General features: G+C 67.2%; 21 protein-coding genes. 2 read left to right on the forward strand and 19 right to left on the reverse strand.

Annotated elements, in window-relative coordinates; genetic code table 11:
* Positions 1-236 precede the first annotated feature (236 nt).
* Positions 237-1,493, reverse strand: coding sequence for an adenosylhomocysteinase (ahcY, locus tag ACYVRU_RS07380; protein ID WP_114539731.1), 1,257 nt, complete (start codon positions 1,491-1,493; stop codon positions 237-239).
* Positions 1,494-1,789: 296 nt separating this feature from the next.
* Here ahcY and ACYVRU_RS07385 point away from each other — a divergent pair, with 296 nt between their 5' ends.
* Entirely contained in the window at positions 1,790-2,113 is a 324-nt protein-coding gene (locus tag ACYVRU_RS07385; protein WP_114539730.1) for a putative heavy metal-binding protein, read from the forward strand.
* Between the two features lie 183 nt (positions 2,114-2,296).
* Here ACYVRU_RS07385 and ACYVRU_RS07390 read toward each other — a convergent pair whose 3' ends face one another.
* From ACYVRU_RS07390 to rpe, 18 genes are all read right to left on the reverse strand, one after another.
* Positions 2,297-2,995 carry a methyltransferase domain-containing protein gene (locus tag ACYVRU_RS07390; RefSeq protein ID WP_181869695.1) on the reverse strand — a complete coding sequence of 233 codons (699 nt, stop codon included), beginning with the start codon at positions 2,993-2,995 and terminating at the stop codon, positions 2,297-2,299.
* A gap of 205 nt (positions 2,996-3,200) precedes the next feature.
* Positions 3,201-6,779, reverse strand: coding sequence for a chromosome segregation protein SMC (gene smc, locus ACYVRU_RS07395; RefSeq protein ID WP_461185935.1), 3,579 nt, complete (start codon positions 6,777-6,779; stop codon positions 3,201-3,203).
* A gap of 6 nt (positions 6,780-6,785) precedes the next feature.
* Positions 6,786-7,658 (reverse strand): ribonuclease III, encoded by an 873-nt coding sequence (gene rnc, locus ACYVRU_RS07400; protein ID WP_114549725.1) that lies wholly within the window; start codon positions 7,656-7,658, stop codon positions 6,786-6,788.
* Complete coding sequence (gene plsX / locus ACYVRU_RS07405) at positions 7,655-8,713, reverse strand: phosphate acyltransferase PlsX (RefSeq protein WP_261797848.1); 1,059 nt, start codon at positions 8,711-8,713, stop codon at positions 7,655-7,657. Before plsX ends, rnc begins: the two co-directional genes overlap by 4 nt.
* Before the next feature lie 227 nt (positions 8,714-8,940).
* On the reverse strand, positions 8,941-9,120 hold the full coding sequence (gene rpmF / locus ACYVRU_RS07410; RefSeq protein WP_022739698.1) for a 50S ribosomal protein L32: 180 nt from the start codon (positions 9,118-9,120) through the stop codon (positions 8,941-8,943).
* Between the two features lie 129 nt (positions 9,121-9,249).
* On the reverse strand, positions 9,250-10,575 hold the full coding sequence (locus ACYVRU_RS07415) for a chloride channel protein (RefSeq protein WP_114549726.1): 1,326 nt from the start codon (positions 10,573-10,575) through the stop codon (positions 9,250-9,252).
* A gap of 185 nt (positions 10,576-10,760) precedes the next feature.
* Positions 10,761-11,318, reverse strand: coding sequence for a YceD family protein (locus tag ACYVRU_RS07420; protein ID WP_114549727.1), 558 nt, complete (start codon positions 11,316-11,318; stop codon positions 10,761-10,763).
* A gap of 214 nt (positions 11,319-11,532) precedes the next feature.
* A complete protein-coding gene (locus tag ACYVRU_RS07425) occupies positions 11,533-11,991 on the reverse strand; it encodes an ATP synthase subunit B family protein (protein WP_022739695.1) in 459 nt (152 codons plus the stop codon).
* Positions 11,992-12,112: 121 nt separating this feature from the next.
* Complete coding sequence (gene rsmD, locus ACYVRU_RS07430) at positions 12,113-12,697, reverse strand: 16S rRNA (guanine(966)-N(2))-methyltransferase RsmD (protein WP_461185936.1); 585 nt, start codon at positions 12,695-12,697, stop codon at positions 12,113-12,115.
* Between the two features lie 2 nt (positions 12,698-12,699).
* Complete coding sequence (locus ACYVRU_RS07435; RefSeq protein ID WP_461185937.1) at positions 12,700-14,883, reverse strand: ATP-dependent DNA helicase RecG; 2,184 nt, start codon at positions 14,881-14,883, stop codon at positions 12,700-12,702.
* A 191-nt stretch (positions 14,884-15,074) separates the two neighbouring features.
* Entirely contained in the window at positions 15,075-16,709 is a 1,635-nt protein-coding gene (locus ACYVRU_RS07440) for a DAK2 domain-containing protein (protein ID WP_417175507.1), read from the reverse strand.
* A gap of 72 nt (positions 16,710-16,781) precedes the next feature.
* Complete coding sequence (locus tag ACYVRU_RS07445; RefSeq protein WP_022739691.1) at positions 16,782-17,129, reverse strand: Asp23/Gls24 family envelope stress response protein; 348 nt, start codon at positions 17,127-17,129, stop codon at positions 16,782-16,784.
* A 326-nt stretch (positions 17,130-17,455) separates the two neighbouring features.
* Positions 17,456-17,647 (reverse strand): 50S ribosomal protein L28, encoded by a 192-nt coding sequence (rpmB, locus tag ACYVRU_RS07450; protein WP_157012836.1) that lies wholly within the window; start codon positions 17,645-17,647, stop codon positions 17,456-17,458.
* Positions 17,648-17,733: 86 nt separating this feature from the next.
* On the reverse strand, positions 17,734-18,450 hold the full coding sequence (locus ACYVRU_RS07455) for a zinc ribbon domain-containing protein (RefSeq protein WP_417175508.1): 717 nt from the start codon (positions 18,448-18,450) through the stop codon (positions 17,734-17,736).
* Positions 18,451-18,539: 89 nt separating this feature from the next.
* Positions 18,540-19,448, reverse strand: coding sequence for a Nif3-like dinuclear metal center hexameric protein (locus tag ACYVRU_RS07460; RefSeq protein WP_417175509.1), 909 nt, complete (start codon positions 19,446-19,448; stop codon positions 18,540-18,542).
* Between the two features lie 53 nt (positions 19,449-19,501).
* The gene (locus ACYVRU_RS07465; protein WP_114539719.1) at positions 19,502-20,317 is read right to left on the reverse strand and encodes a histidinol-phosphatase HisJ family protein; all 816 of its coding nucleotides are present in this window, start codon (positions 20,315-20,317) and stop codon (positions 19,502-19,504) included.
* 254 nt (positions 20,318-20,571) lie between these two features.
* Entirely contained in the window at positions 20,572-21,870 is a 1,299-nt protein-coding gene (locus ACYVRU_RS07470) for a cysteine desulfurase family protein (RefSeq protein ID WP_306559519.1), read from the reverse strand.
* 17 nt (positions 21,871-21,887) lie between these two features.
* Positions 21,888-22,598 (reverse strand): ribulose-phosphate 3-epimerase, encoded by a 711-nt coding sequence (gene rpe / locus ACYVRU_RS07475; RefSeq protein ID WP_114539718.1) that lies wholly within the window; start codon positions 22,596-22,598, stop codon positions 21,888-21,890.
* A gap of 185 nt (positions 22,599-22,783) precedes the next feature.
* On the opposite strand from rpe, the gene ACYVRU_RS07480 reads away from it, so the two are divergent.
* Positions 22,784-23,251, forward strand: a complete 468-nt coding sequence (locus ACYVRU_RS07480; RefSeq protein ID WP_161128437.1) for a methylated-DNA--[protein]-cysteine S-methyltransferase — start codon at positions 22,784-22,786, stop codon at positions 23,249-23,251.
* The last annotated feature ends 151 nt before the right edge of the window (positions 23,252-23,402 follow it).

Consider the following 23,402-nt stretch of genomic DNA (forward strand, 5'->3'; position numbering starts at 1 on the left):
TCCCCTCCATACCTGTAAGGGAAGCGTAAGGTTTGGCGGGCCGGGGATCGGCGAGGGGGCACGTGCTCAAGTTTGAAACGTCAGCAGAGCGCGTGCGGGAGGCCGCGGATCGGCGGAGGGGCTCGCGCGCAGGCTGCGCAGCGACTGGAACAGCCCAGTGGGCTGTTCCACCAAGCGAGCCATTGCTTGAGCACGTGCCCCTCCGCCGATCCGCGGCCGGACAGTTTAGGAGGCTTCTAGAAATTCCAAGAGTTCATATAGGCGATCTGCTCCTCGGTGAGGGTGTCGATCTCGATGCCGAGCGTCTCCAGCTTCACGCGAGCCACGTCGTCGTCAATGGCGGCAGGCACGTCGTAGACCTTGTCTTCAAGTTCGGAGGCGTGCTTGTAGAGGTACTCGGCGGCGAGCGCCTGGTTGGCGAAGCTCATGTCCATAACCGAGGCCGGATGTCCCTCGGCGCAGGCGAGGTTCACAAGGCGCCCCTCGGCGAGCACGGTGATGGTGCGCCCGTCGGGCAGCGTGTACTCCTCCACCAAAGGCTTCAGCTCCTCCACCTTCACGGCGTTCGCGCGCAGCCACTTCATGTTGATCTCGGAGTCGAAATGGCCGGAGTTGCAGATGATGGCACCGTCCTTCATGTTCTTGAAGGCCGGCTCGTCGATGACGTTGCAGTCGCCGGTGACAGTGACCCACACATCGGCGAAGCGGGCGGCGTCCTCCGCCTTCATCACGCGGTAGCCCTCCATATGGGCCTCCAGGGCCTTCAGGGGATCAACCTCGCAGACGATGACGTCCATGCCCATGCCCTTGGCGCGCAGGGCCAGGCCGCTGCCGCAGTAGCCGTAGCCGGACACCACCATGGTGCGCCCGCACAGAAGACGGTTCGTGGCGCGCACGATGCCGTCCAAGGTGGACTGGCCCGTGCCGTAATGGTTGTCGAAGCAGTGCTTGGTGTTGGCGTCGTTGATGTTGAAGACCGGGTAGCGCAGCGCGCCGTCCTTCGCCATGGCCATAAGACGCACCACGCCGGTGGTGGTCTCCTCGGTCCCACCGATCACGCCTTCGAGCTTCTCGGGGAACTTCGTGTGCAGGGCGGTATCCAAATCGGCGCCGTCGTCCATGATGATCTGCGGATTGGTGGCCACCACCTCGGCGATGTGGCGCTCGTAGGTCTCGGCGTCCTCGCCGGCGATGGCGTACACGCGCACGCCGTAGTCGCGCACGAGCGAGGCGGCCGTGTCGTCCTGGGTGGACAGCGGGTTGGAGGCGCACAGCGTCACCTCGGCGCCCGAGGCCACAAGCGTCCGCATGAGGTTCGCCGTCTCGGTGGTGACGTGCATGCAAGCGCCGATGCGCACCCCCTCGAGCGGGCGCTCCTCGGCGAAGCGCTCGCGGATGCGAGCGAGCACCGGCATGTCGCGGTCGGCCCACAGAATACGCTTTTGTCCCTCGTCGGCCAGATTGATGTCCAAAATGTCGCAGGCTTGGCTCACGGATTGCTTCCTTTCGCATAAGGTTCGTCTCTCCGGGCCGAATGCTGCCCGGGGAATGTGCATGGGCAACAGGGTAGCACAGCGCCCGCGCCCGCACGGCGCTGTTTCAAGGAACCTCCCCACAGGTTGGACAATCGGCGCAGATCTTGTGAGGCTCCAACTCGTTATGGCGCAAGGCTTTGCCCCGTCATCGAACGAGGTGTTCCGTCGCCGCCAAGACGCGACCGCTTCGGGTATCATTGCCGTATAGGTATCGTGACGCCCACCCAGGCGCCAACCCAAGAAAGGACTCCCCCATGATCGTCACCACCACCCCCACCGTGGAGGGCTACCGTATCACCGGCTACTACGGCATCGTGTTCGGCGAGGTGATCACCGGCATCAACTTCTTGAAGGACTTCGGCGCCGGTATCCGCAACCTCGTGGGCGGACGCTCCGCCGGCTACGAGGAGGAGCTGATGGGCGCGCGCAACGAGGCACTGGCGGAGATGCAGCAGCGCGCCGCGGCCTTGGGCGCCCACGCCATCGTCGGGGTGGATATGGACTACGAAGTGCTCGGCCAGGGCAACATGCTCATGGTCACCGCCTCCGGCACCGCCGTCACCGTGGAAGCGGCGTAGCGGGCCTCTTCACTCAATTCGGTCGTTGAAGAGGTCGTTTTCTGCACGAGATCGCCGTTTATGAGCGTCTAAAAGGACCCGCTGCCCTCTTAGATATACGTCTTACGTTAATTACGTCTTTAATTTCCGCATTCAGACGCTCATAAACGGCGATCTCGTGCAGGAATGGACACGCTCGTCGACTCAACGAGCGACTTCAAGCGACAGAAGGCGATAGGCCGCCGCGTCGCCGGGCACGGTGGCGGCGGGACGGTCGGGCGTGCTGCCCTCTTCGGGAGAGAGCGGCCGTTCGCTGCGAACGGTCGGCCCGGAGAACCCCGCCTCGGCAAGCCAGCCGAGAAGCTCCTCGAAGGTCGGCGCCGCCTGCACGGCGTTCGGAAGGGCGCGGGCCGCCTCAACGATGGCCGCGCGATCGACACTACCTGGGGCCGCCACGGGAACCTCGGCCAGCAGCACGCCGCCGGGTACCAGCACTCGACAGCACTCCCGCAGCGCCCGGGCCGGCGAGGCGAACAGAGAAAGCGAGCTGTTCAGGTAGACGAAGTCCGCCCATCCCTCCTCGATGCCCGCTGCGGCCAAATCTTCAGGGAAGCCGACGCGAAACGCCATGTTGCACCGGGAAAGGCCGCTGCGGTCAAGCGCCTTGGGAGCACCCGCCCGGGCCGCTTCCACAAACTCCTCGCTCCAATCGGCGCCGATGACGAAGCCGCTCTCGCCCACCTGCTCGCTCAGCTTGTAAGTCCCCTTGCCGCGCCGGCACCCCACGTTCACCACGCGCGCGCCAACCAGCGACCGCTCCGGCAGCTCCATATGGCAGCGCGCCTCGAACCCTCCCTCGCAGGCAAGATTCTCGTAGTGCCGTTGCAGCGCATCGTTTTCCATGGCCGCCCCTCTTCCTTCTAATCCTCTTCGCATAACAGCCAGAAAAACAGCTCTCCCCCAGCAGCGCCAGGCGTTTGCCGAACTCCTGGTCTTCCGGTTCTACGACAAACCGCAAAAGTGCCGTGCCGCCACGAGCTCCCGCACCCGGGCAAAAGCGGCTTCGGCATCCATCACTTTCATACCGTAGCGCGCGCCCATGCCTTCCCTACTCCGCGTGCTTGAGGGCCTGGTCGAGCTTTTGGCTGATGACCTTGGTGACGCCGTCGCCCTGCATGGAGACGCCGAACAGCACGTCAGCCATCTCCATGGTGCGGCGCTGGTGGGTGATCATGATGAGCTGGGTCTCGTCGCGCAGGCTGTCGATATAGGCCGCCAAACGGCGCAGATTCGTGTCGTCGAGTGCCGCCTCCACCTCGTCCAAGATGTAGAACGGCGTGGATCGGATGCGGTAGACCGCGAACAAGAGCGCCAGCGCCGTGAGCGACTTCTCGCCGCCGGATAAGAGCATCATCTTCGCGATGCGCTTGCCCTTGGGCTGGGCGTTCACCTCCACGCCGGTGTTCTCCACGTCGTCCGGATCCACCAGCGACAAATTTGCGCTGCCACCGGGGAACAGGATGGAGAAGATCTCTTGGAAGTTGCGATCCACCGCCTCGTAGGTGCGGATGAAGTCCTCCTTCATGCGCGCGTCGATGACGCGGTTGATCTTCGCGAGCGAGCGCCGGGCGCGATCGAGGTCGTCCAGCTGGGCGGCCAGGTAGTCGTAGCGCACCTTCAGCGCGTCGTACTCCTCGGCGGCGTCCGGGTTGATGGTGCCGAGGTTGGCGATGCGACGGTTGATCTTGAACAGGGCGTCCTCCACCTCGGGCCGGTTCTCCAGGGGCGGCACGGAAAGCGCCGTCTCCAGGGGCACGGACAGGTCGGTCGCGATATGGTTCACCGCCGCCTCAACCTGGAGCTCGAGCCGCCCCTTCTGCACGCGGGCTTCACTGAGGCGCTCGCTTACGCCGTCGAAGAGGGCGTGGGCCTCATGGGCCCGGCCGCGGGCCTCGGTGACAGAGGCGTGCAGCCCGCTCGAGGAGTCCTCGGCGGCAGTAGCCCGCTCCTCCAGCTGACGCGTCCACTTCTGGGCCGAGGCCGTCAGCTCGTCGATGAGAGCGAGCACCGGCTCGATGCGGGCGGCGGAGACCGTCTTCGCGCGCAGGGCCACACGGGCCTCCTCGCTCGCGGCGGCAAGGGCCTCCAAGTCGCGGACACGGGCATCGCGGACGCGCTCGGCGTAGGTAGTGCGCTCGGAGAGCGTGGCCTGCGCCAGCTTCGCCTCGGCGAGGCTGTCGGAGACGCGATGGGCCTCGCGGCGCAGAGGCGCCAGCTCCTCGGTCAGGGCCTCCTGCTTCTTCTTGCCCGCATTCAGCGCCGCGTCCAGCTCCTTCACCCGGGCCTCGAAGGATTCCACGTTGGGACGGGCCGACGCCACGGCGGCCTCGGCCTCGGCGCGCTGGCGCTCGACGGATTCCAGCTCGCGGCGGCAGGAGGCCAGCTTCTCGGCGGCGGCGCTCGCGGTGTTGCGGGCCGCCTCGGCACGGCCGCGCAGGTTGGCCAGGGCCTGGGAAAGCTCCAGGGACGTGGCCTGGGCCTGGCGCAGGGCCTCCTCGGCCAAGCGGTGGGCCTCCTCAGCCTTGGCCTGGGCCGCCGCCGCGCCGGAAAGCTGCGCCCGCAGCTCCTCCAAGTGGCGCACGCGGGCGAGCACGCCGGCCCCCTCGTCCACCACGGCGCCCCCCACGCTCACCTTGCCGGAGGGCCATACAATGGCACCATCCGGAGTGGCGAAGCGCAGGGCCGCGTCGTCCCGTCCGTGGGCGGAAAGCGCCGCCTCCAGGGTCGGGCACACCACCACATCGCCCAGAAGCGCCTCCACGGCGCCCCGGGCCTCTTCCGGGAAGAGGAGCTCGTCCACGAGCGGGACGCCCTCGGCCCCGCCGAAGCGCTCGCGCCGAACACGGGCCGCGCCGCGGATGCGGGAGGGACTGGCGTCGTCGCGAATGAGGAAGGACGCCTCGCCCGCGGCACCGGCGGCGGCGAGCTGTCCGGCGATGAGCTCTACCGCGCCCGCGTCTTCCACGAGCAGCGTGGCCACGTCCCCGCCCAGAAGCGATTCCACCAAAGGCTCGAAGCCGGCCGAGACCTGGATGACGTGGGAGAGCGGCTCGCAGAGCCCCAGCACCTCGTCGACGTGCTCCACGAGCCACGCCCGGGCCTCGCCGGCGGAAAGCGCGCTTGAGCGCTCCATCTCCTCCAAGGTGGCGATCTCCACCGAAAGGGCCCGATGGGCGTCGCGAGCCTCGTCCATGGCGGCGCGGGCCGCGTCGCGGGACTGCACGGCGGTGCCCACGGCGGCGCGCGCCGCCGCCTCGTCCGCCACCAGCGCGGAAAGCTCGCCATCGGCCTCGGCGGCCCCGGCCGCCGCGCGCTCGGCCTCCTCTTGGGCGCGCGCGAGCTCGAGCGCCAGCTCGGCGGCGCGCCCCTCCACTACCTGCACGTGGGCAAGCCCGTGGGAGAGCGCCTCGGTGTTCTCGGCATGGCGGCGGCGCGCCGTCTCGCGCTCAGCGGTCATCTTCTCGGCGTCCTTGGAAAGGGCGGCAAGCTCACGCTCCAGCGCGCCGCGGCGCACTCCCAAATCGCGGTACACCGCATCCAGATCCGACACCTTCTTCTTAGCCGCGTCCAGCTCGGCGGCCGCCTCCTCGTACTGGGCCGTCGCGCGCGCGAGTTCGGATGCCGCCTCGTCGGCCTTCACGGCATTGGCTTCGATGGAAAGCTCCAGCTCGCCGGCCCGGGCCGTGGCGGCCCGACGCCGCTCGCGCAGCATCATGGCCGCGGAGTCGAAGCGCTCGACGACCGTCGCCGCCGCGCGATGGCGCCGCGACAGGTCGCCGGCGTCCAGCGTCTGCTGGCGGATGCGCTCCTGCAGCGCCTCTACAGCGGCCTCGGCCTCCTGGATGGCGCCCCTTCGCTCCTCCAGCTCGGCGGAAAGCGCCGCCTCGCGCTCCTTGGCCGCATCCCACTCCTTCTGAAGCCCCCGCAAATCGTCCACCGCCAGCGATAGCGCCAGTTCCGCCTGCTGCACCGCGAGCTCCTGGTAGGTGCGCGCCTTCTTGGCCTTGCGCTCGAGCGGCCCCAGCTGCCGGGCCACCTCCCCCACCACGTCGCGGGCGCGCAAAAGGTGCTGGTCCATGTTCGCCAGCTTCCGCTCGCTTTTCGCCTTGCGCTGCTTGTGTTTGAGAACGCCGGCGGCCTCCTCGATGAGCGCGCGGCGATCCTCCGGCTTGCTCTGCAGGATGGAGTCGAGCGAGCCCTGGGAGATGATGGAATGGGTGCCGGTGCCCAGGCCCGAGTCGTGCAGGATGTCCAACACGTCCATGCGCCGGGCCACGGTGCCGTTGATGAGGTACTCGCTCTCGCCGTTGCGGTACATGCGCCGGGTGATGGCCACCTCGTCGAAATCCACCGGCAGCGTGCCGTCGGAATTGTCGAGCACGAGATCGACCTCGGCGAGACCGGAGGCCTTGCGCGCCGAGGAGCCGGCGAAGATGACGTCCTCCATGGCCTGGCCGCGCAGGTTCTTGGCGTTGCGCTCGCCGAGCACCCACAGAACAGCGTCCGAGATGTTCGACTTGCCCGACCCATTGGGACCCACCACGGCGGTGATGCCCGGCTCCAGCGTGAGCGCGCTGCGGTCGGCGAAGGATTTGAAGCCCTTGAGAACGAGAGATTTCAGATACATGGGCGCCTAATCCTGCTTCTTCTTGGCGGCGGCGCGCTCGGCCCTCGCGGCGGCCTTCGCGGCGGCCGCAGCCTCGCGCTCGGCGACCCGCGCCGCCTTCGTGGCGGCCTTCTCCTCGGCGCGCGCCGCCTTCTCGGCCGCTTTCTCGGCGGCCTGCTCCTCGGTCATGCCGATGCCGAAGAACTCGGAGAGGCGCGCGAGCGTGGATTTTGCCGCCTGGCTCTCGGCCTCCTTCTTCGTGCGGCCGACACCCTGCGCGAGCCCCTTGTCGCCGGCGTACACCTGGGCGACGAAGGTGCGGTCGTGGGGCGGCCCTTGGGTCTCCACCAACCGATAGGTGGGCGTGATGCCGCCCTCCTGCAGCTTCTCCTGCAGGGCGCTCTTGGGATTCTCCGGCTCGCGCGCGAGATCCAGCGACATCTTGGGCATGAGCGTGCGATCGACGAAGGCCCACGCCGCATCGATGCCGCCGTCGAGGAACAGTGCCGCCACCACGGCCTCGTAGACGTTCTCGAGCGCCGAGTGCAGCCCGCGCCGGCCCGTGCCGGTCTCCGATGAGCCGAACACGATGACGTCGGCGAACCCGAGTTTCTCGGCCACCTCCGACAGGCTCGCGCCGGAGACGAGGGCCACCTTGATGCGCGTGAGGCCGCCCTCGTCCAGTTCGGGGAACTGATGGAAGGCGGCGTTGGCCACCAAGGCCCCCAGAATGGAATCGCCGAGGAACTCCAAGCGCTCGTAGGAGAACTTCACGGCCCGACCCTCGGTGGCGGAAGGATGAGTGATGGCCGAGAGCAGGTACTGAGTGTTCTCGAAGGTGCGGCCCACAATCTTCTGGGCGCGCTCGAGCTTGGTCTGCTGTTCTGCGGTGAGGCTCATCGGGCATCCGAGGCGGCGGCCTCCCCCTTCTCCTCGGCACCAACGGCCGCGGAAGCCGACGCGGGCGCGGCGGCCACGCGCTCGGCGATGACCTCCGGCACATGGGCGCGCACCGTGGCGGCGGCCACGGCGATGCCGTTCTTCACGGCCGTCTCGTTGGAGGAGCCGTGCCCCACGATGACGGCGCCTTTGACACCGAGCAGCGGCGTGCCGCCGTAGGTGTCCGGCGACATCTTCTCTTTGAGCGCGCCGAGCGGGCCCTTCACGAGCAGCGCCCCCACTTTGGAAAGCGCCGTGGACATGAGCGCGGCCTTCAGGTTCCGCATGAGCGTCTTGGCCGTGCCCTCGATGGTCTTCAGGCAGACATTGCCGGTGAACCCGTCGGTGACCACCACGTCGAAGTCGCCCGCCATGAGGTCGCCCCCCTCGCAGTTTCCCGCGAAGGCGGGGACGGCCTCGGTCAAAAGACGGTGGGCCTCCTGGGCGAACAGGTCTCCCTTGGTGTCCTCCTCGCCGATGTTCAGAAGACCGACCTTCGGGTCTTCCACCCCCATGATGGCGTTCATGTACACCTCGCCCATCTGGGCGAACTGCACGAGGTACTCCGGCTTGCAGTCGGCATTGGCCCCCACGTCGATGAGCAGGGTCGGACGGGCCCAAGCCGGAATGACCTGGCCCAAGGCCGGGCGCTTCACGCCCTTGATGCGCCCGACGACGAGGGTGGCGGCGGCCAGGCAGGCGCCGGTGGAACCGGCGGAGAAGAAGCCATCGGCGGCGCCCTCCTTCACGAGCCGGCAGCCCACGACGATGGAGGAGTCCTTCTTGGCGCGCACGGCGCCGGCCGGATGCTCCCCCATCTCGATGACCTCGGTGGCCACCTGCGCCGTCGCCCGATCGTGAACGGCGGCGAAGGGCTCCACCTCCTCGGCCGGCCCGACGAGCGTGAGCCTCAAGTCGGGATCGGCCTCAAGGGCCTGCAGGGCACCGCGCAGCACCACGGCCGGGCCGCGGTCACCGCCCATGACGTCCACGGCGATTGTTACTGGTTCTGCCACGTTGCGTATCTCCTCAAAACGATGCGCCGCCCGGGGCGGCAGGGTCTTTCGTTGCACGGGCACTGCGCATCCGGCCCTATCCGCACAGCCTGCGGACACGGTCGGAGGCACGGGCCTATAGCCAAAAAGCCCCCTGGCAGACCAGGCTTATCCAGCTTGGCATGCGAGGAGGCTTTGCCGACATCGCGGAGACTACCTGGCGCCTCCGCGACCGTCACGCACAAAAGCTACTCGGTCTCGATGACCTCGCGGTCGCGATAGTAGCCACAGTTGCCGCACACGCGGTGAGGAAGCTTCACCTCGCCGCACTGGGGGCAAATGGAGCGGGCGGGAGCCGCGATCTTGTCGTTGGTGCTGCGACGGGCGTGGGTACGGGCACGGCCCATTTTGCGCTTAGGTACTGCCATCTCGATTACTCCTTCTATAGCTGGGAACAGCGGGTGCCGTTCACAACTTCTTCTGTAAACGCACGATCTGATATGATACCCAACCGCACGCGGCCCCGCAAGGGCAATTTCCCACGAATTCGCCAGCGGTCACGGCTTCTTCACGACAAGGCGCGCCCGCGCCGCCGAAGTCGCGCGCTTCAGAATGCCAGTGGCCCCACGTCCGTACAATCCCACATCGCGGCCGAGGGAGAAGGAGACGGCCACGGCCAAAGCGAACGCGGGAGCGCCGGCCCAGCCGAAAATCTCGCAGCCCATGAGGAAGGCGGTCACCGGGCAGCGGCTCATGGCGGCGAAGAAGGCGACGAGCCCCACAGCCGCTGAGAAGGCCGGATCGCCCTGGGTCATGACCGTGCAGCTCGCGCCGAGCAGCGCGCCCACGGTGAAGGTAGGCATGATCTCGCCGCCGCGCAGCCAAAGCCCGAGGCACACGATGGTGAGCAGCGCTTTCACGGCGAAGGTCCATCCGCCGGCGCGGCCGGCGAGCGCGTCGGAGAGCAGGTTGGCGCCCGTGCCCTCGAACCCGCGCCAATCGAACAGCGTGACCAGCACCGCCATGAGCACGCCGCCCAGGGCTGCCCACAGATAGTAGTTCTGCGAGATGCGCTTGGTGAGGCGCTGGGCGCCGTCGATGATTTGAATGTAGACGGTTCCCACCAGCGCGCAGGCGACGGCGATCACGACGCATTGGCCGACAACGGGCCATGACAGCGCAGGCAGCGGCACCTTGGGAATGACATCGCCGATGCCGATGATGCTCGCCAGGCCGAAGGCCACGAAGCACGCCAGCAGCATGAAGGGCGCATGCCGCCAAACCGAGCGGTCGTAGCGGGAGAGCTCGATGACGAAGGCCGTCGATCCCAAGGGCGCGAAGAACAGCGCCGCGAAGCACGCGGCCATGCCGCAGGAGGCGGCATAGGCGTGCACGCCGCCGCTGGCGCCTCCGCCGCTGCCTGCGCCTCCGGCCGCGCCTTTGCTTGCGCCCGCGCTCCCAACCGCGCCGTCACCGCCGTCCGCGCCACCTGCGCCGTCGGCATGGCTTTCGCCCTTCCAAACCCCCGTCATGGGCCGCAGATTCAAAGGGCGCGCGACAAGGTCGCCCAGCGAGGCCCCCATGTGCAGGGCGGCCGCCTCCTTGCCCACCGAGGCGCCTCCGAGAATAGAAACCGCCGTGCCGAGCAGAATGCCCGGGGCGAGCGCGGGCGAGATGGGGCGATCGGCGCAGATATCGTTTATCACCGTGTGCGTCGTGATGTCCAGCGGAAGCTTCAGGGCGCGGTACAGCAGAAGGCTCGCCACCGCGAAAATGGGCAGAAGGTACAGCAGCCAGCCATGGGCGCAAACGAGATCGTAGGCCCAGCCGACAACGAGGCACAGCACCACCGAGGCCGCCGCCCCCACGACACCGACGGCCAACGACGAACACCCCGTGGCGCAGCACCTGCGCTCTCGCTGCCCCTTTCACCGCATGCCTCCTCGCTCCCACGCATCCGAACCGTACGGGACAACTTTAGACGACCTTTCGCACTCATAGCCCGAAGGGCGGCGAAGCGTTTCCGCCGCGCCGCCCTTCGTTGAAAAGCCGTTATGGACCGGATCTTCTACTTGTCGCCGAAGTCGAAGTTCTTGAGGGCCGCGAACGGGCTCGCCTCCACGTCCGCCTCGTCGCGGGAGCAGCCGCAGGGCCCCTCGTTCAGGTTGGCGCCGCACTGGGGGCACAGCCCCTTGCAGTCGTCGTCGCACAGGGGCACGAGCGGCACCTCGAGCAGCAGGGCCGCCACGATGAGCGGCACCAGATCGATCTTGCGGTTGTCAGGCAGGAAGTCGAACTCGTCGCCTTCCATATCCTCCGGTGTCTCCGCTTCCTCCTCGCCGCCGATGAGGAAGTACCCCTCGATATCACCCTCCAAGCCGTAGGTCACGTCCTCCAAGCAGCGGGCGCACTGGGTCGTGGCGTCGCCCGCGGCCGTTCCCTGGATGAGGATGGCGTCGCCGGTGTTGGTGGCCTCCACCGACCAGGTGACGGGCGCGGCGAAGGTGTAGGTGTCGGGGCCGGCGGCCAGCTCGGCCAGATCGAGCGTTCCTTCGAAATGCCGGGTCGCCGCCGTCTCCAGCAGCGCCTCGGGAATGGCGATAATCGCCGTGGCATCCGTAGCCATTTCAATTTCCTTTCCGTAAATGCCACTTCGACCCCGAAATGGCAGGCCAGCCGTCACGAAAACGGCCCTTTTTGACTCAAATCGTGCCATTTCGACCATGAAGTGGCATCGTCGCATGCCATTTCTAGGTCGAAGTGGCATTTACTTCCAAAAAAGAAGACGCGCCACAGACGGCGCGCCTTCGTCACTTGCTTGCTTACTGGCGCCACGCAGCCTAGCGGGCGGCGTTCAGGCGATCGCGGCAGCGGCGCGTGTTGTTCAGCAGCGTGTCGAGGCTCTGCTCGATGTGCCCGAACACCTCGTCGGCGTAGTCTTCGGCACCGGCGCGGGTCTGGCGCTCCAGCTCGCGGGCGTCGGCCAGGATGGTGTCGGCCTGCTGCTGGGAGATGCGCACGATCTCCTGCTCGGAGGCGATGGTGATCGCCTGGCTGCGGGCGTCCTCGATCATGCGGTTGGCCTCGACCTCGGCGTCGTCCAGAAGGCTCTGGCGCTCACGCACGATCTGACGGGCCTGGGAGAACTCCGCCGGGAACAGATCGCGAATCTCGTCCATGATGTCGAAGGCGGCGGCGATATCGACCTGGCGAAGGTTGTTCTTGCCGAAGACCGGCTTCGAGTCCTCCAAGAGGATCGAGAGCTCTTCGAGCAGCCCAAGTACTCCGGTTTCGTCCATGTTGTTCCTTCCTGACTATATCGCATCGCCCCACGGCCCCCATTTGGACACGCGCGGGCAGACGTCGTGCACGCTAAGTTTTACCATTCTACCATGATGGAAAAACTATGGAACACCCCTGTCATTCCGTGCACAAACGCTCCAAAAGATCGAGGGTGGTGTCGCCGAAGTGGCGGCGGGAGGCTATTTCGTATCCGGACGTTTCGGCCAGCGCCTCCACGGCATCGTCGTCGGAGGCGTCGTGTTCGTAGCTGACGATGAGATCGGCGGCCAGGGCGTCTGCGGCGTCGAGGCGGCTAAGGAGGCCGAAAACCTCCGCCGGGTCGGTGGCGTAGGGCGGATCGAGGAAGACGAGATCGAAAGGACGCCCGGGCGCTGCCGCGCCACGCTTGAGAACGTCGCCGCGCACGAGGCGCGCCCGATCGCGGCCGAGGTGCAGGGCGGCGATGTTGCGCTCGATGACGGCGGCGGCGTCCCGATCGCGCTCGCAGAGCACGGCCGTATCGGCGCCGCGGGAAAGAGCCTCCAGGGACAGGGCCCCGGAACCCGCGAAGGCGTCCAGCACCACCGCGCCGTCGAGGCCGTCGCGCAGGGAAACGAGCGCGCTCATGAGCGACTCGCGGACGCGGTCGGTGGTGGGGCGGGTGCCGTCGCCTCTGGGGGCGTCCAGCTTGCGGCCCCGGAACTCTCCGGCGATGATGCGCATGATCAACCTCCTACGATGGCGGACTCGTGGGCGAAGGCGAGGCGGACCTCGCGGGCCAGGGCGACGTGGTCGGGCTCTTCCAGGTTCGGATCCACCTCCAGAAGGGCCTGGGCGTCGGCGCGGGCGGCCTCGATGACGGCACCGTCGCGCATGATGTTCACGAGCTTCAGCCCGCTGGCGCCGTGCTGGCGGTTCCCGAGGATATCGCCCTCGCGGCGCAGGGACAAATCGAAGGCGGCCAGCTCGAAGCCGTCGTCGGTGCTCTCCATGGCCGCCAGGCGCGCGAGCGACTCCTCGCGCTGGGAAGCGGAGACGAGGAACACCTCGGCCGCCTTCTCACCGCGGCCCACGCGCCCGCGCAGCTGGTGCAGCTGGGCGAGTCCGAAGCGGTCGGCGTCCTGGACGATCATGACCGTGGCGTTGGGAACATCCACGCCCACCTCGATGACCGTCGTGGCCACAAGCACCTGGACCTCGCCAGCACGGAACTGCTCCATGACTTCGCGCTTGGCCTCGGCGCCCATGCCGCCGTGAAGCAGCCCCACCGTCCAGTCGGCGAAGGTGGTGCGCTGCAGCATCTCGGCCTCGCGGGTAGCCGCCGTCACATCGTCGCCGGCCAAATCGGCATCGTCCTCGATGGCCACGGCCGGGTGGTACTCCTCCCCCGCCGCATCGGCCTCGCGCGCGCGCCCCGCCGCTTTTGCGTCGCGGGCCTCGGCGTCCTTGCCCACGAGCGGGCAGACGACGAAGACCTGCTCGCCGCGGCCGAGCGCCTCGCGGGCCGCCTCGAAGGCGTCGCCCTGCTGCTCTCGGGAGAGCACCCGCGTCGTGCGACGGGCGCTGTCGTGGGGGCGATGCTTGATGTAGGAGAGCGTGAGGTTGCCGTAGAGCGCGAGCGCCAAGCTGCGCGGAATGGGCGTGGCCGTCAGGTACAGCGCATCGGGCGCCTGCCCCTTGGCGAGCAGCTTCGCCCGCTGGTCCACCCCGAAGCGCTGCTGCTCGTCGATGACCGCCAGGGTGAGGTTTCGCGGCACGACGTCGTCGGAGAGCAGCGCGTGGGTGCCGATGAGCACGTCCACCTCTCCGGCGGCGAAGCCCTCCACGATGGCGGCCCGCTCGACAGCGGCCGTGGAGCCCGTGAGCAGGGCGACGCGCACCCCGGCGCCTTCCAAGCGCTCTCCCAGGCCCTCCATGTGCTGACGGGCGAGCACCTCGGTGGGCGCGAGGAGCATGGCCTGCCCCTCGGAATCGGCGGCGGCAGCCAGGGCGTGGCCAGCCACGACGGTCTTGCCGGTGCCCACGTCTCCCAAAAGCATGTGGTTGGCCACCGTCGGCGCCGCCAGGGCGGCAAGAATCTCGTCGCGCGCCCGCTGCTGCTCGCCGGTGAGCTCGAAGGGAAGCGAGGCGGCGAAGGCACCAAGCCGCGGGCCGTCCACCACGTGGGCGTGGGGCACGCATCCAGCGCTGCGGGCCGCGCCCTCCTGCATGAGGAACAGCTCCAGGTACAAAAGCTCCTCATAGACGAGCCGCCGCCGCGCCTCGTCGGCTTCTGCCATGGTGCGCGGGAAATGGATGGCGCGCAGCGCGGCGTTCCGGCTCATGAGCCGGTAGCGCAGACGCAGCCCCAAAGGCAGCGGGTCGAAGAGCCCTTCGGCTGCCTCCAATCCGTTGGCCACGATGCGGCGCACCCAGGCCGCCGTGAGCTTCTCGGTGGCCGGATGCACCGGCACCACCGAGCCGGTGACCTCCTCCCCCTCCCCGATCACTTCGATGAAGGGGTTGGTCATGCGCTTGTAGCCGTAGTCGAAGGTCACCTTGCCCGAAACGGCCACCGCATCCCCCGCCTTCACCTGATCCATCAGCCATGGCTGGCGAAAGCAGGTGACTACAAGGATGCCCGTGCCATCCACGAGCGCGATCTCCACGAGCTTGAGATTGTAGCGGGGCTTCTTCAGCTTGATCTCGTGCACCGTGCCGCGAATGGTGCAGACCTCCCCGATGCGAGCGGTGCCGCAGGTCTCCACCTGCGAGAGGTCGATGTAGGATCGGGGAAAGTGCGTCAGCAAATCGCGCAGCGTGCACACACCGAGCTTCTCGAGCGCGGATGCCCGCGCAGGGCTCACCAGACGAACCCGGGACACGGGCTCGTCCAGCGAGAGCGTAGCTTTTTCCCGATCAATGGGCAAACTATCTTCCTTCTATTATGGCAGAGCCAAACGCGAGATGGACGGCGTGTTCACCAAGCGAGTTCCGCAGATGGTATCGAAGGCGGCTTATGTTGGGGAGAGGATGCCCCTGGCGCCTTCGATACCGACGAGGACTGTCTGAGCGGCTGAACATGCCATCCAGCTCGCGTCCCGGGAGAGCTTCAAGCAGATTATTCAACCGAGAACACAATGGGGTAAAGGGGTTGCTCGCCGCGCTGGGCGTCAACTTCCAGCTCGTCGTAGGCTTCCTCGATCTTCGCCACGAGCGCCTCCAGATCCTCGTCGGAATAGCCCTCGCCGGCCAAAATGGTGCAGGTATCGGCGTCCTCGGCGTCCATCTTGCCGAGCAGCGTCAGCACCGCGCCGTCGATGGAATCGTCCACCGCCTCGATGGAGCCGTCGGCGATGCCGATGACGTCGCCCTCGGCGATGGGGTTGCCCTCGGCGTCCTTGGAGTCGCGGGTGGCCCAGGTGACCTCGCCGGTCTTCACGGCCTGGGCGGCCTCGGTCATCTCCTCGACGTTCGTTTCCAAGGAGGCATCCACATCCACGGCGAACAGGGCCGAGAAGGCCTGGGGCACCGATTTGGTGGGCACGACGGCACAGGGCGTCTCAGAAAGCTCGGCGGCGGAGTTGGCCGCCATGATGATGTTCGAGTTGTTCGGCAGGATGATGACCGCATCGGCGTTCACCGATCCTGCGGCGTCCAGCAGATCCTTCGTGGAGGGGTTCATGGTCTGGCCTCCGGAGACGATGACATCGACTCCGAGGCTCTTCAGGATCTCCGCCTGGCCGGAACCGGCGGCCACGGCCACAAAGCCCAGGGGCTTGCGCTCGGCCTGCTCCTCGGCGGCCAGCTTCTCGGTGCGCTCGGCCGACTGAATCTGCATGTTGTGGATGAACACCTCGGAGATCTGACCGTGATCGAGGAAATACTTCAGCACCTGATCGGGGTGGTCGGAGTGCACGTGCACCTTGAACTTCGGCACCTCGCCCACGCACAGCTCGCAGTCGCCCATGGTGGAGAGGAACTCAAGCGCGGCATCCTTGTCCAGGGTATCGGAATCCACGAGGAACTCGTTGCAGTAGCGGTACCGGGAGCCCTCCCAGTCGTTCACCTGCTCGATCTCCACCTTGGGGTGCGACCCCCGGGCGAAGGACATCTCGTCGACCATGGTGCCGGAGCGCCCGAGCAGCGCCGCGGTGAAGGCGTCGAAGAGGATGGCGAGCCCGAAACCGCCGGCGTCCACCACACCATGCTCCTTGAGCACAGGCAGAAGGTCGGGCGTGCGCTGCACCGAGGCGTAGGCCTCGGCCACGATGGCGTCCAGGGCCTCGGGGATGGAAAGCTCCTGCTCGACGGCCACCTTGGCGGCGGCGGCGGAATCGCGCAGCACCGTGAGGATCGTGCCTTCCACCGGCTTGCGCACGGCCTGGAAGGCCACCTCGCGAGCGCGATCGAAGGAGGCGGCGATGGATTCGACATCGAACTCGTCGAAGCTTTGGCTGCCCTCGCATAGGCCGCGCAAGATCTGGGAGGTGATGACGCCGGAGTTGCCGCGCGCCCCCATGAGGGCACCGGTGGTGATGGCCTTGCGGATATCGGCTCCCGGAGCACCGATGGGAAGGTTCGCCACGTTGCTCACCACCGACTGGATGGTGAGCGACATGTTCGTGCCGGTGTCGCCGTCGGGCACCGGGAACACGTTCAGGCGGTTCACTTCCTCCTTGCGCTCGTCGAGAACCTTGGCAGCGGCGGCCACGGCGTTCAGCACGTTATTGGAAGAGTAAGTCGTAGTAGACATGAGGGGTTAATTCTCCTTCAAGGGCGAGCTGCCCGCATCAGGCGGGCACTTGAGCCCATCTCGCGATGAGCCTTAGCGGCGCACCTTGACATCCATGACGTGAACATCCACACCGGCCAGCGGCACGCGCGCGTACTCCTTCAGCGCGAAGCTGACCTGGTCGATGAGGTTGCGGGAAACCGTGGCGATGTTGGTGCCGTATTCCACGACGATGTACAGATCGACGTGCACCCCCTCTTCCAGAGAGCTGACCACCACGCCGCGGCGCAGGCGCGAGGCGGGCAGGATCTTGGCGATGCTGTCGGCGGCGTTGGGCGCGCACACCCCCACCACGCCGTAGCACTCCATGGCGGCGTTACCGACCAAATCGGCCAGCACGTCGTTGGCAACGTGGAGGTTGCCGGGTATCGTAGAACTCATGGGACAAATCCTTTCCGCTGAGCTTTGCATACATAGTCGAGAAGAGTATAGCGCAACGAACACTCCGCCGCCGTTACCCCCCGATGACAGTCGGCCATATTCCACAAACGAACTCGCATCACCGGAGGCGCCGCGAAGGAGGCGGGACGACCCGTGCTCAAGCAATGGCTCGCTTGGTGGAACAGCCCACTGGGCTGTTCCAGTCGCTGCGCAACCTGCACGCGGGCCGCCCCGCCTCCTTCGCATCGTCAACTTTGTGCCGAAACAGAGAAAGCCCGCGGGGCGGGCTTTTGGATTCTCTGGGAAAGAAAGCGGACGCGCTCTTGCTAGGCGCGCTCCACCTTTCCGGCCTTCATGCAGGAGGTGCACACGTTGGCGCGACGGACATGGCCCTTCGCGTCGCGAATGGTGATCTTCTGGATGTTGGGACGGAACACGCGGTTGCTCACACGGTGAGAGTGGCTGATGCTACGACCGGCAACCGGGTGCTTACCGCAAACTTCGCAAACCTTCGACATTGATATCAACTCCGTAGTGCTTGTTGTTTCGTTTTGGACACAGCTCGCCAACTATAGCACAGCGCGCGCGGTGAGGGCAACAGAAATTATGCGATCACCAGCAAACGCTTGCACGAGGGGCACATACCCAGCGGTGCCTGGTTGCGCAGATCGATAAGACGGCCGCCGTCGATGACCGTGCGGCAGGCGCCGCAGCGGTTGCCGTCGAGCACGCCGATGGCCACGCCGGAGCGGGCCGCCGTGCGGTTGTAGACGTCCAATAGCTGCGGGGAGACCTTCGCCTCCACCTGGCCGCGAGCCGCTTCCAGCTTGGCGATGGCGAGTTTGAGGTCGCCCCCCTGCTTCTGGAACGAGTCGATGGCCTCCTGCTCCTTGGCGGCGATCTCCTCCAGGGCGAGCGAGATCTGGGCCTCCATGGCGCTGATCTTGTCCAGCTCGGCGGCCACCCCGGCGCGATCCTCGGCGATGGTGGCGCGGCGGCGCACGATGCCCGCCAGCTCCTTGGTGCGGGCCTCCACGTTGCGGAAGTCACCGTGAGCGGCGTCGATGGCGGCCTGGACGCCAGCCTCCTTCTTGGCCAGCGACGCGTCCTCGTCGTCGATGCGGATGATCTTCTTCGTGGTGGCGCGCTTGAGCTCGGCCACCTGCTCGGATTTGGCCTCGATGGCGGCCTTCTTGTCGCGGGCGGCCACGATGATGCCGCGCTGGGGCAGCTCGTCCAGCTCCTTGCTCAGGCGCTTGATCTCGAGATCGATGCGCTGCAGTTCGAACAGACCTTCGATATCGTCGCGCGTAGCCTCCATGGAACCTCACTTTCGATCTCTGTTTTCTCCCTGACAATAATAGGCGAAAACCCAGATCTTGGGCAGGGGCAATGGAGAAAATTACGCAACTAGACGCGGACGGCCTCCGGCGTCCACCAGTTCTCGGACTGATCGACAAGCGTCACCGCCTCGGCAGGGACGCCGGCGCGGGCCAGCGCCTCGGCCAGCACGGCCACCAAGGGCAGCTCGCTCGCATCGTGGCCGAGCTCGATGACGGCCACGTGCGCCGCCGCCAGCTCCAGCGCGGTGTGGTACTTCATCTCGCCGCAGACGACGGCGTCCACCCCGGCCGCGACAAGCGCCGGCGCGAGGCTGGCCGCCGAGCCCGTGGCCGTGACGACCCGGCGCACCGGCGCATCGGGGGCGCCCCATACCCGCGGCGCGCGGCCGAAGACCGCCATGCAGCGGGCCGCCAGGCGCGCCAAGGTCTCGGGTTCGCCGTCGTTGTCGGGCACCTCGCAGATCTGCCCGTAGCCCTTGCGCCGCGAGCCCGCCAACGGCTCGGCGAAGCGCAGCGTGAACTTGAGCCCCAGCATACCGGGCAGCACCCGGGCCGCCGCCGAGCTCACATCGAGCGCTGTGTGGAAATCCATGAGCGCCACCTGGTTGCGGATGGCGGCCCACACCACGGCCCCGGGGCTTTCCAGGGCGCTCGCCTCGGGCGCGAAGGCATCGGGGGCCTCGAGAAACGCCGGATGATGGGTGAGGAGCACGTTGGCCCCGGCCTCAGCGGCAGCGGCCACAGCACCCGGCGTGGCGTCCAGGGCCACGGCCACCCGGGTCACGGGCAGCGAGCGCTCCCCCACCAGAAGCCCGGTGCGGTCCCACTTCTCGGCATCCTCGGCCGGGAACTCCTTCAGCAGCGCCTTCTCCAGGCCGCCGATGGTCATATTGAACGCGCGCGGCGCGAGATGGGACTCGCCCCGCTTGGAAAGAGCCTCGGTGCTGGCCTTGTCGGCCTTGTTGAACAATCCCATATGATCAGCTTCTTTCTTGGAACGGAATCGGCGCGCCTTATCGCGGACGCACCCTATTCGATGGTAATGCTTCGACGGTCGCCTGTGGCTGTCGGAACGGTAACGCTTCTGTAGCCCGCCTCGTACATGAGCCCGTAGGCCCGTTCGATGTCCCGGGCCACGTTGGCCGGGTCGTGGGAGTCGCAGCCCACGGTGCAGGGCACGCCGGCGCGGCAGAAGGCGGCGAGCAGCCCCGGGGCCGGGAACATCTCGGCGCAGGCGTAGTAGCCGCCCGACGTGTTCACCTCCACCATGCGGCCGCCGGCGCGCGCCGCCTCGGCCATCTCGTCGTAGAGGGACTCCAGGCTGAAACTCGGGTAATAGCCGAACTTCTTCGCGAGATCCGGATGGCTCATGGCGTCGTAGGGCAGGCTCGCATTCGATGCCGCCTCGCACCACAGCTCGCCGTAGCGCCGCCAGATGGCGTCCGGCGCCCCGGGCTCCTTCCAACGGGCCTTCTGATCGGGATCGTCGAAGGCCCAGCCGTCGATGAAGTGCACCGACAGAAGGCGGAAGCGGAAGGGGGCCAGGGCCTCCTCGGTGAGCTGGCGGTCCTCCAAGGCGCCGAGGTAGTCCATCTCGGTGCCGGTGACGAATTCGATCTGCGGGTGCCGGGCGCGGGCCTCGTCGATTTCGGCCAGGTAGGCATTCACCATCTGCGGCCTCATGGAGAGGTACTCGTCGGGGTCGAAGGCCGCAGAGAGCGGGAAGTGCTCAGTGAAGGCGAGGGTGGTGAGGCCGGCGGCCGCGGCGGCATCAGCGTACTCGGCGATGGTGCCGGTGCCGTGGCCGGAATAGACGCAATGGCAATGGGTGTTTACTCGTTCCACTTAATTGCTCTCCTTGTCCGTGTGCGGATTCGGGGTGGTGGTGCCGTGCTCAAACAGCAATCCCCGCATCTCTCGACCGCTTGTCCGCGTGTGGGCTCGGGGCGGAAGTGCCGTGCTCAAACAGCATTCTATGGCAGATCTCGTCGAGGGTTCTGACGTATCTGCATGCCATAGAATGAACTGCGCGCGGCACCACCGCCCCGAGCCCACACGCTGCTCTTACAACAATGAAATGCTTTATCTTCTACCGTATTCTACCAGTTCAATACTTTGTTCAAAGCCTTCTCGAAGGCCGCTATATCGGCATCGGTGGTGTATCTTCCCATGGAGATGCGCAGGGCGTTGTAGGACTCGTCGCCGGTGATGCCCATGGCCTTGAGGACGTGGCTCGGCTCCAGGGAGTGGCTGGAGCAGGCGCTGCCGCCGGCGACGCAGATGCCGAGCTGGTCGAAGCGCAGTACCATGGTCTCGCTCTCCCACTCATCGGCCAGGCCGTGGACGATGTTGGGGAGGAAGTCCTCGCTGCCGGCGTCCACCTCCACCGTGGGCTGGATGCCGCCGATGGAGCCCATGGCCGCATAGAGGCGGTCGCGCAGGGCGCGCAGGCGGGCGGACTCCTCCGGCTCGGCTTCCTGGGCCGCCTCCAGGGCGGCGACGAAGCCGGTGACGCCGGCGACGTTCTGGGTGCCGCTGCGGCGACCGGATTCCTGACCGCCGCCCAGAAGGTAGGGGGCGAAGGGAGTGCGGGCCTTCAGGTACAGGGCGCCCACGCCCTTGGGGCCGCCGATCTTGTGAGCCGAGAAGGAAGCCGCATCCACGCCGAGCTTCTGCACATCGAGCGGCATCTTGCCCAGGGCCTGCACGGCATCGGTGTGGAAGAGGGCGCCGCGCTCGTGGGCCAGCGCCGCCAGCTCGCGGATGGGCTGGATGGCGCCCACCTCGGAATTCGCCGCTTGCACCGAGACGAGCACCGTGTCGTCGGTGAGCGCCTCGGCCAGCGACGAGGCCTCGATGAAGCCCTGGCGGTTGGGGCGCAGGTAGGTGACGAGCACGCCCTCGCCCTCGAGGCGCCGGCAGGGCGCGAGCACGGCATCGTGCTCGATGGCGGAGGTGATGACGTGCAGAGGGCGGTCCTTCTGGCCGGCAAGGCGGCGCTGCTCGGCGGCCGCCTGCACAAGGCCGAGGACGGCCGCGTCGTCGGCCTCGGTGGCACCGGAGGTGAAGACGATCTCATCGGGGCGCCGGGCGCCCAGGGCCTGGGCCGCGCGGCGCCGAGCGCTTTCCAGAAGGTCGAAGGCGGCGCGCCCCACCCCGTACAGGGCGTTGGCGTTGGCGTTCACGGCCAAATTCGCAGGCCCGGGCACCTGGAAGGGCGCCATGGCGCCGGCCGCCTCGGCGCACAGGGGGGCGGTGGCGGCGTAGTCCAGGTAGATGAAGCCCGCCGCCGGCTCGGGCAGGGTGGCGTCCTCGGCATCGGCGCGCCCCTCGGCCATGGCCACATCGGCCGCCAATTCGCGCTCGACGGCCGCAAGGTTTTCCTCGGTGTTGCTCATCGCGCTTCTTCTTTCTCTTAATTCCATTGGCCACGGGCCAAGGCAGCCTCACGGGCCTCGTCGGCCGCGTCTTTCACGGCGCCAATGGCCGCCCGCGGGTCGTCGGCCTTGAACACGGCGTTGCCGCAGACGAGCACGTCGGCCCCGGCGGCGGCCACAAGCGGCGCCGTGGAAAGCCCGATGCCGCCGTCCACCTGGATGAGCAGCTCCTCGTTGCCGGCCGCCCGCGCCATCTGCACCACCTCGGCCACCTTCAAATCGGATCCCGCGATGTAACTTTGGCCGGAGAAGCCCGGTTCCACCGACATGACGAGCGCCATGTCCAGCTCGGCGATGACCGGCGAAAGCGCGTTCGCGGGCGTCTTGGGCTTCAGAGCCGCCGCGGCCAGAAGGCCCGCCTCGTGGATCTGGGCGACGGCCCGCGCCAGGTCGGCTTCATCCAGCGCCTCCACGTGCACGTTCAAAAGATCGGCGCCGGCATCGATGAACCAGGGCAGCTCGTCCAGCGGGTTGTCGATCATGAGATGCACGTCGCACAGAAGGTTCGTGGCGGGCTTGAGCTGCTTCAAGAGCGGCACGCCCATGGTGAGGTTCGGCACGAAGTGGCCGTCCATGACGTCGATGTGGACGAAGGCGGCGCCGCCCTCCTCGATCATGCGAATGTCCCGTCCGAGGTTCATGAAATCGGCGGACAGGATTGAAGGGGCGATTTTCACAGGTTGGTACATAGGACGCATCCTCATCTCGCGGCTTTCCGATGGCGACATTCTACCGCGACGACGGTGCTCCGACGGCCTATAATGACCGTCAGCGGCAAACCTGCACGGAGCGGCCCGGCGCCCACGGCCGGCGCCGCAGATGCGCCCGCGCCCCGATGGGGCGCCGACGCCTTCCGACGAGAGCGAGGACACCCATGCCCAGCACGACTCGCAGCACCTTCTTCACCTATCCGACGAAGTTCGGGCCCGTCACCATCGCCGCCGACGGCACCGCCGTGACCGCCGTCAGCTTCGGCGAGCAGAACCTCCCCGGCGACCGGCAGCCCACAGCGCTCACCACCGAGGCCGCCAACCAGATCATGGCCTACCTCGCCGGCCAGCGATCGGCGTTCACCGTTCCCATGCGCCCCGAGGGCAGCGCCTTCCAGCAGGAGGTATGGAAGGCCGCGGCGAACATCCCCTACGGGCACACGACCACGGCCCGCGCCCTCGCCGAAACGCTGGGCCGCCCCGGCTCCTTCCGCTCCGTCGGAGCCGCCCTGCGCGCCTGCCCCACTCCCCTGCTCGTACCAACGCACCGCATCGTCACCGCCACCGGCAAGCCCACCGACGACATCAACGCCGCCCTCCTGAAACTAGAGCAGCAGCCTCTCACCAGGTAGCGCTCCCGGGCACCGGAGCAACCGAGACCCTGCAGCGTCCGAGAGCGCCGGGGGCGTCGCCGAAACTCTCTGAACACCAATTTGAAAAAGCGCCCCGAAGGGGCGCCCATAAAAGCATGAAGCAGCGCAGCGCCTGAGGCCGAAGGCCGAA

It is taken from the genome of Adlercreutzia sp. CNCM I-6216 (assembly GCF_977113345.1).

Coding starts and splice junctions, on each gene's coding strand:
- rpmF (WP_022739698.1), bottom strand. CDS start 9,120: ATGGCAGTACCTAAGCGCAAAATGGGCCGTGCCCGTACCCACGCCCGT.
- ACYVRU_RS07470 (WP_306559519.1), bottom strand. CDS start 21,870: ATGAGCAACACCGAGGAAAACCTTGCGGCCGTCGAGCGCGAATTGGCG.
- rnc (WP_114549725.1), bottom strand. CDS start 7,658: ATGAGCCTCACCGCAGAACAGCAGACCAAGCTCGAGCGCGCCCAGAAG.
- rpmB (WP_157012836.1), bottom strand. CDS start 17,647: ATGTCGAAGGTTTGCGAAGTTTGCGGTAAGCACCCGGTTGCCGGTCGT.
- smc (WP_461185935.1), bottom strand. CDS start 6,779: ATGTATCTGAAATCTCTCGTTCTCAAGGGCTTCAAATCCTTCGCCGAC.
- ACYVRU_RS07460 (WP_417175509.1), bottom strand. CDS start 19,448: ATGGGATTGTTCAACAAGGCCGACAAGGCCAGCACCGAGGCTCTTTCC.
- ACYVRU_RS07445 (WP_022739691.1), bottom strand. CDS start 17,129: ATGAGTTCTACGATACCCGGCAACCTCCACGTTGCCAACGACGTGCTG.
- ACYVRU_RS07455 (WP_417175508.1), bottom strand. CDS start 18,450: ATGGAGGCTACGCGCGACGATATCGAAGGTCTGTTCGAACTGCAGCGC.
- ACYVRU_RS07385 (WP_114539730.1), top strand. CDS start 1,790: ATGATCGTCACCACCACCCCCACCGTGGAGGGCTACCGTATCACCGGC.
- ACYVRU_RS07390 (WP_181869695.1), bottom strand. CDS start 2,995: ATGGAAAACGATGCGCTGCAACGGCACTACGAGAATCTTGCCTGCGAG.
- rsmD (WP_461185936.1), bottom strand. CDS start 12,697: ATGCGCATCATCGCCGGAGAGTTCCGGGGCCGCAAGCTGGACGCCCCC.
- ACYVRU_RS07425 (WP_022739695.1), bottom strand. CDS start 11,991: ATGGACGAAACCGGAGTACTTGGGCTGCTCGAAGAGCTCTCGATCCTC.
- ACYVRU_RS07420 (WP_114549727.1), bottom strand. CDS start 11,318: ATGGCTACGGATGCCACGGCGATTATCGCCATTCCCGAGGCGCTGCTG.
- ACYVRU_RS07480 (WP_161128437.1), top strand. CDS start 22,784: ATGCCCAGCACGACTCGCAGCACCTTCTTCACCTATCCGACGAAGTTC.
- rpe (WP_114539718.1), bottom strand. CDS start 22,598: ATGTACCAACCTGTGAAAATCGCCCCTTCAATCCTGTCCGCCGATTTC.
- ACYVRU_RS07440 (WP_417175507.1), bottom strand. CDS start 16,709: ATGTCTACTACGACTTACTCTTCCAATAACGTGCTGAACGCCGTGGCC.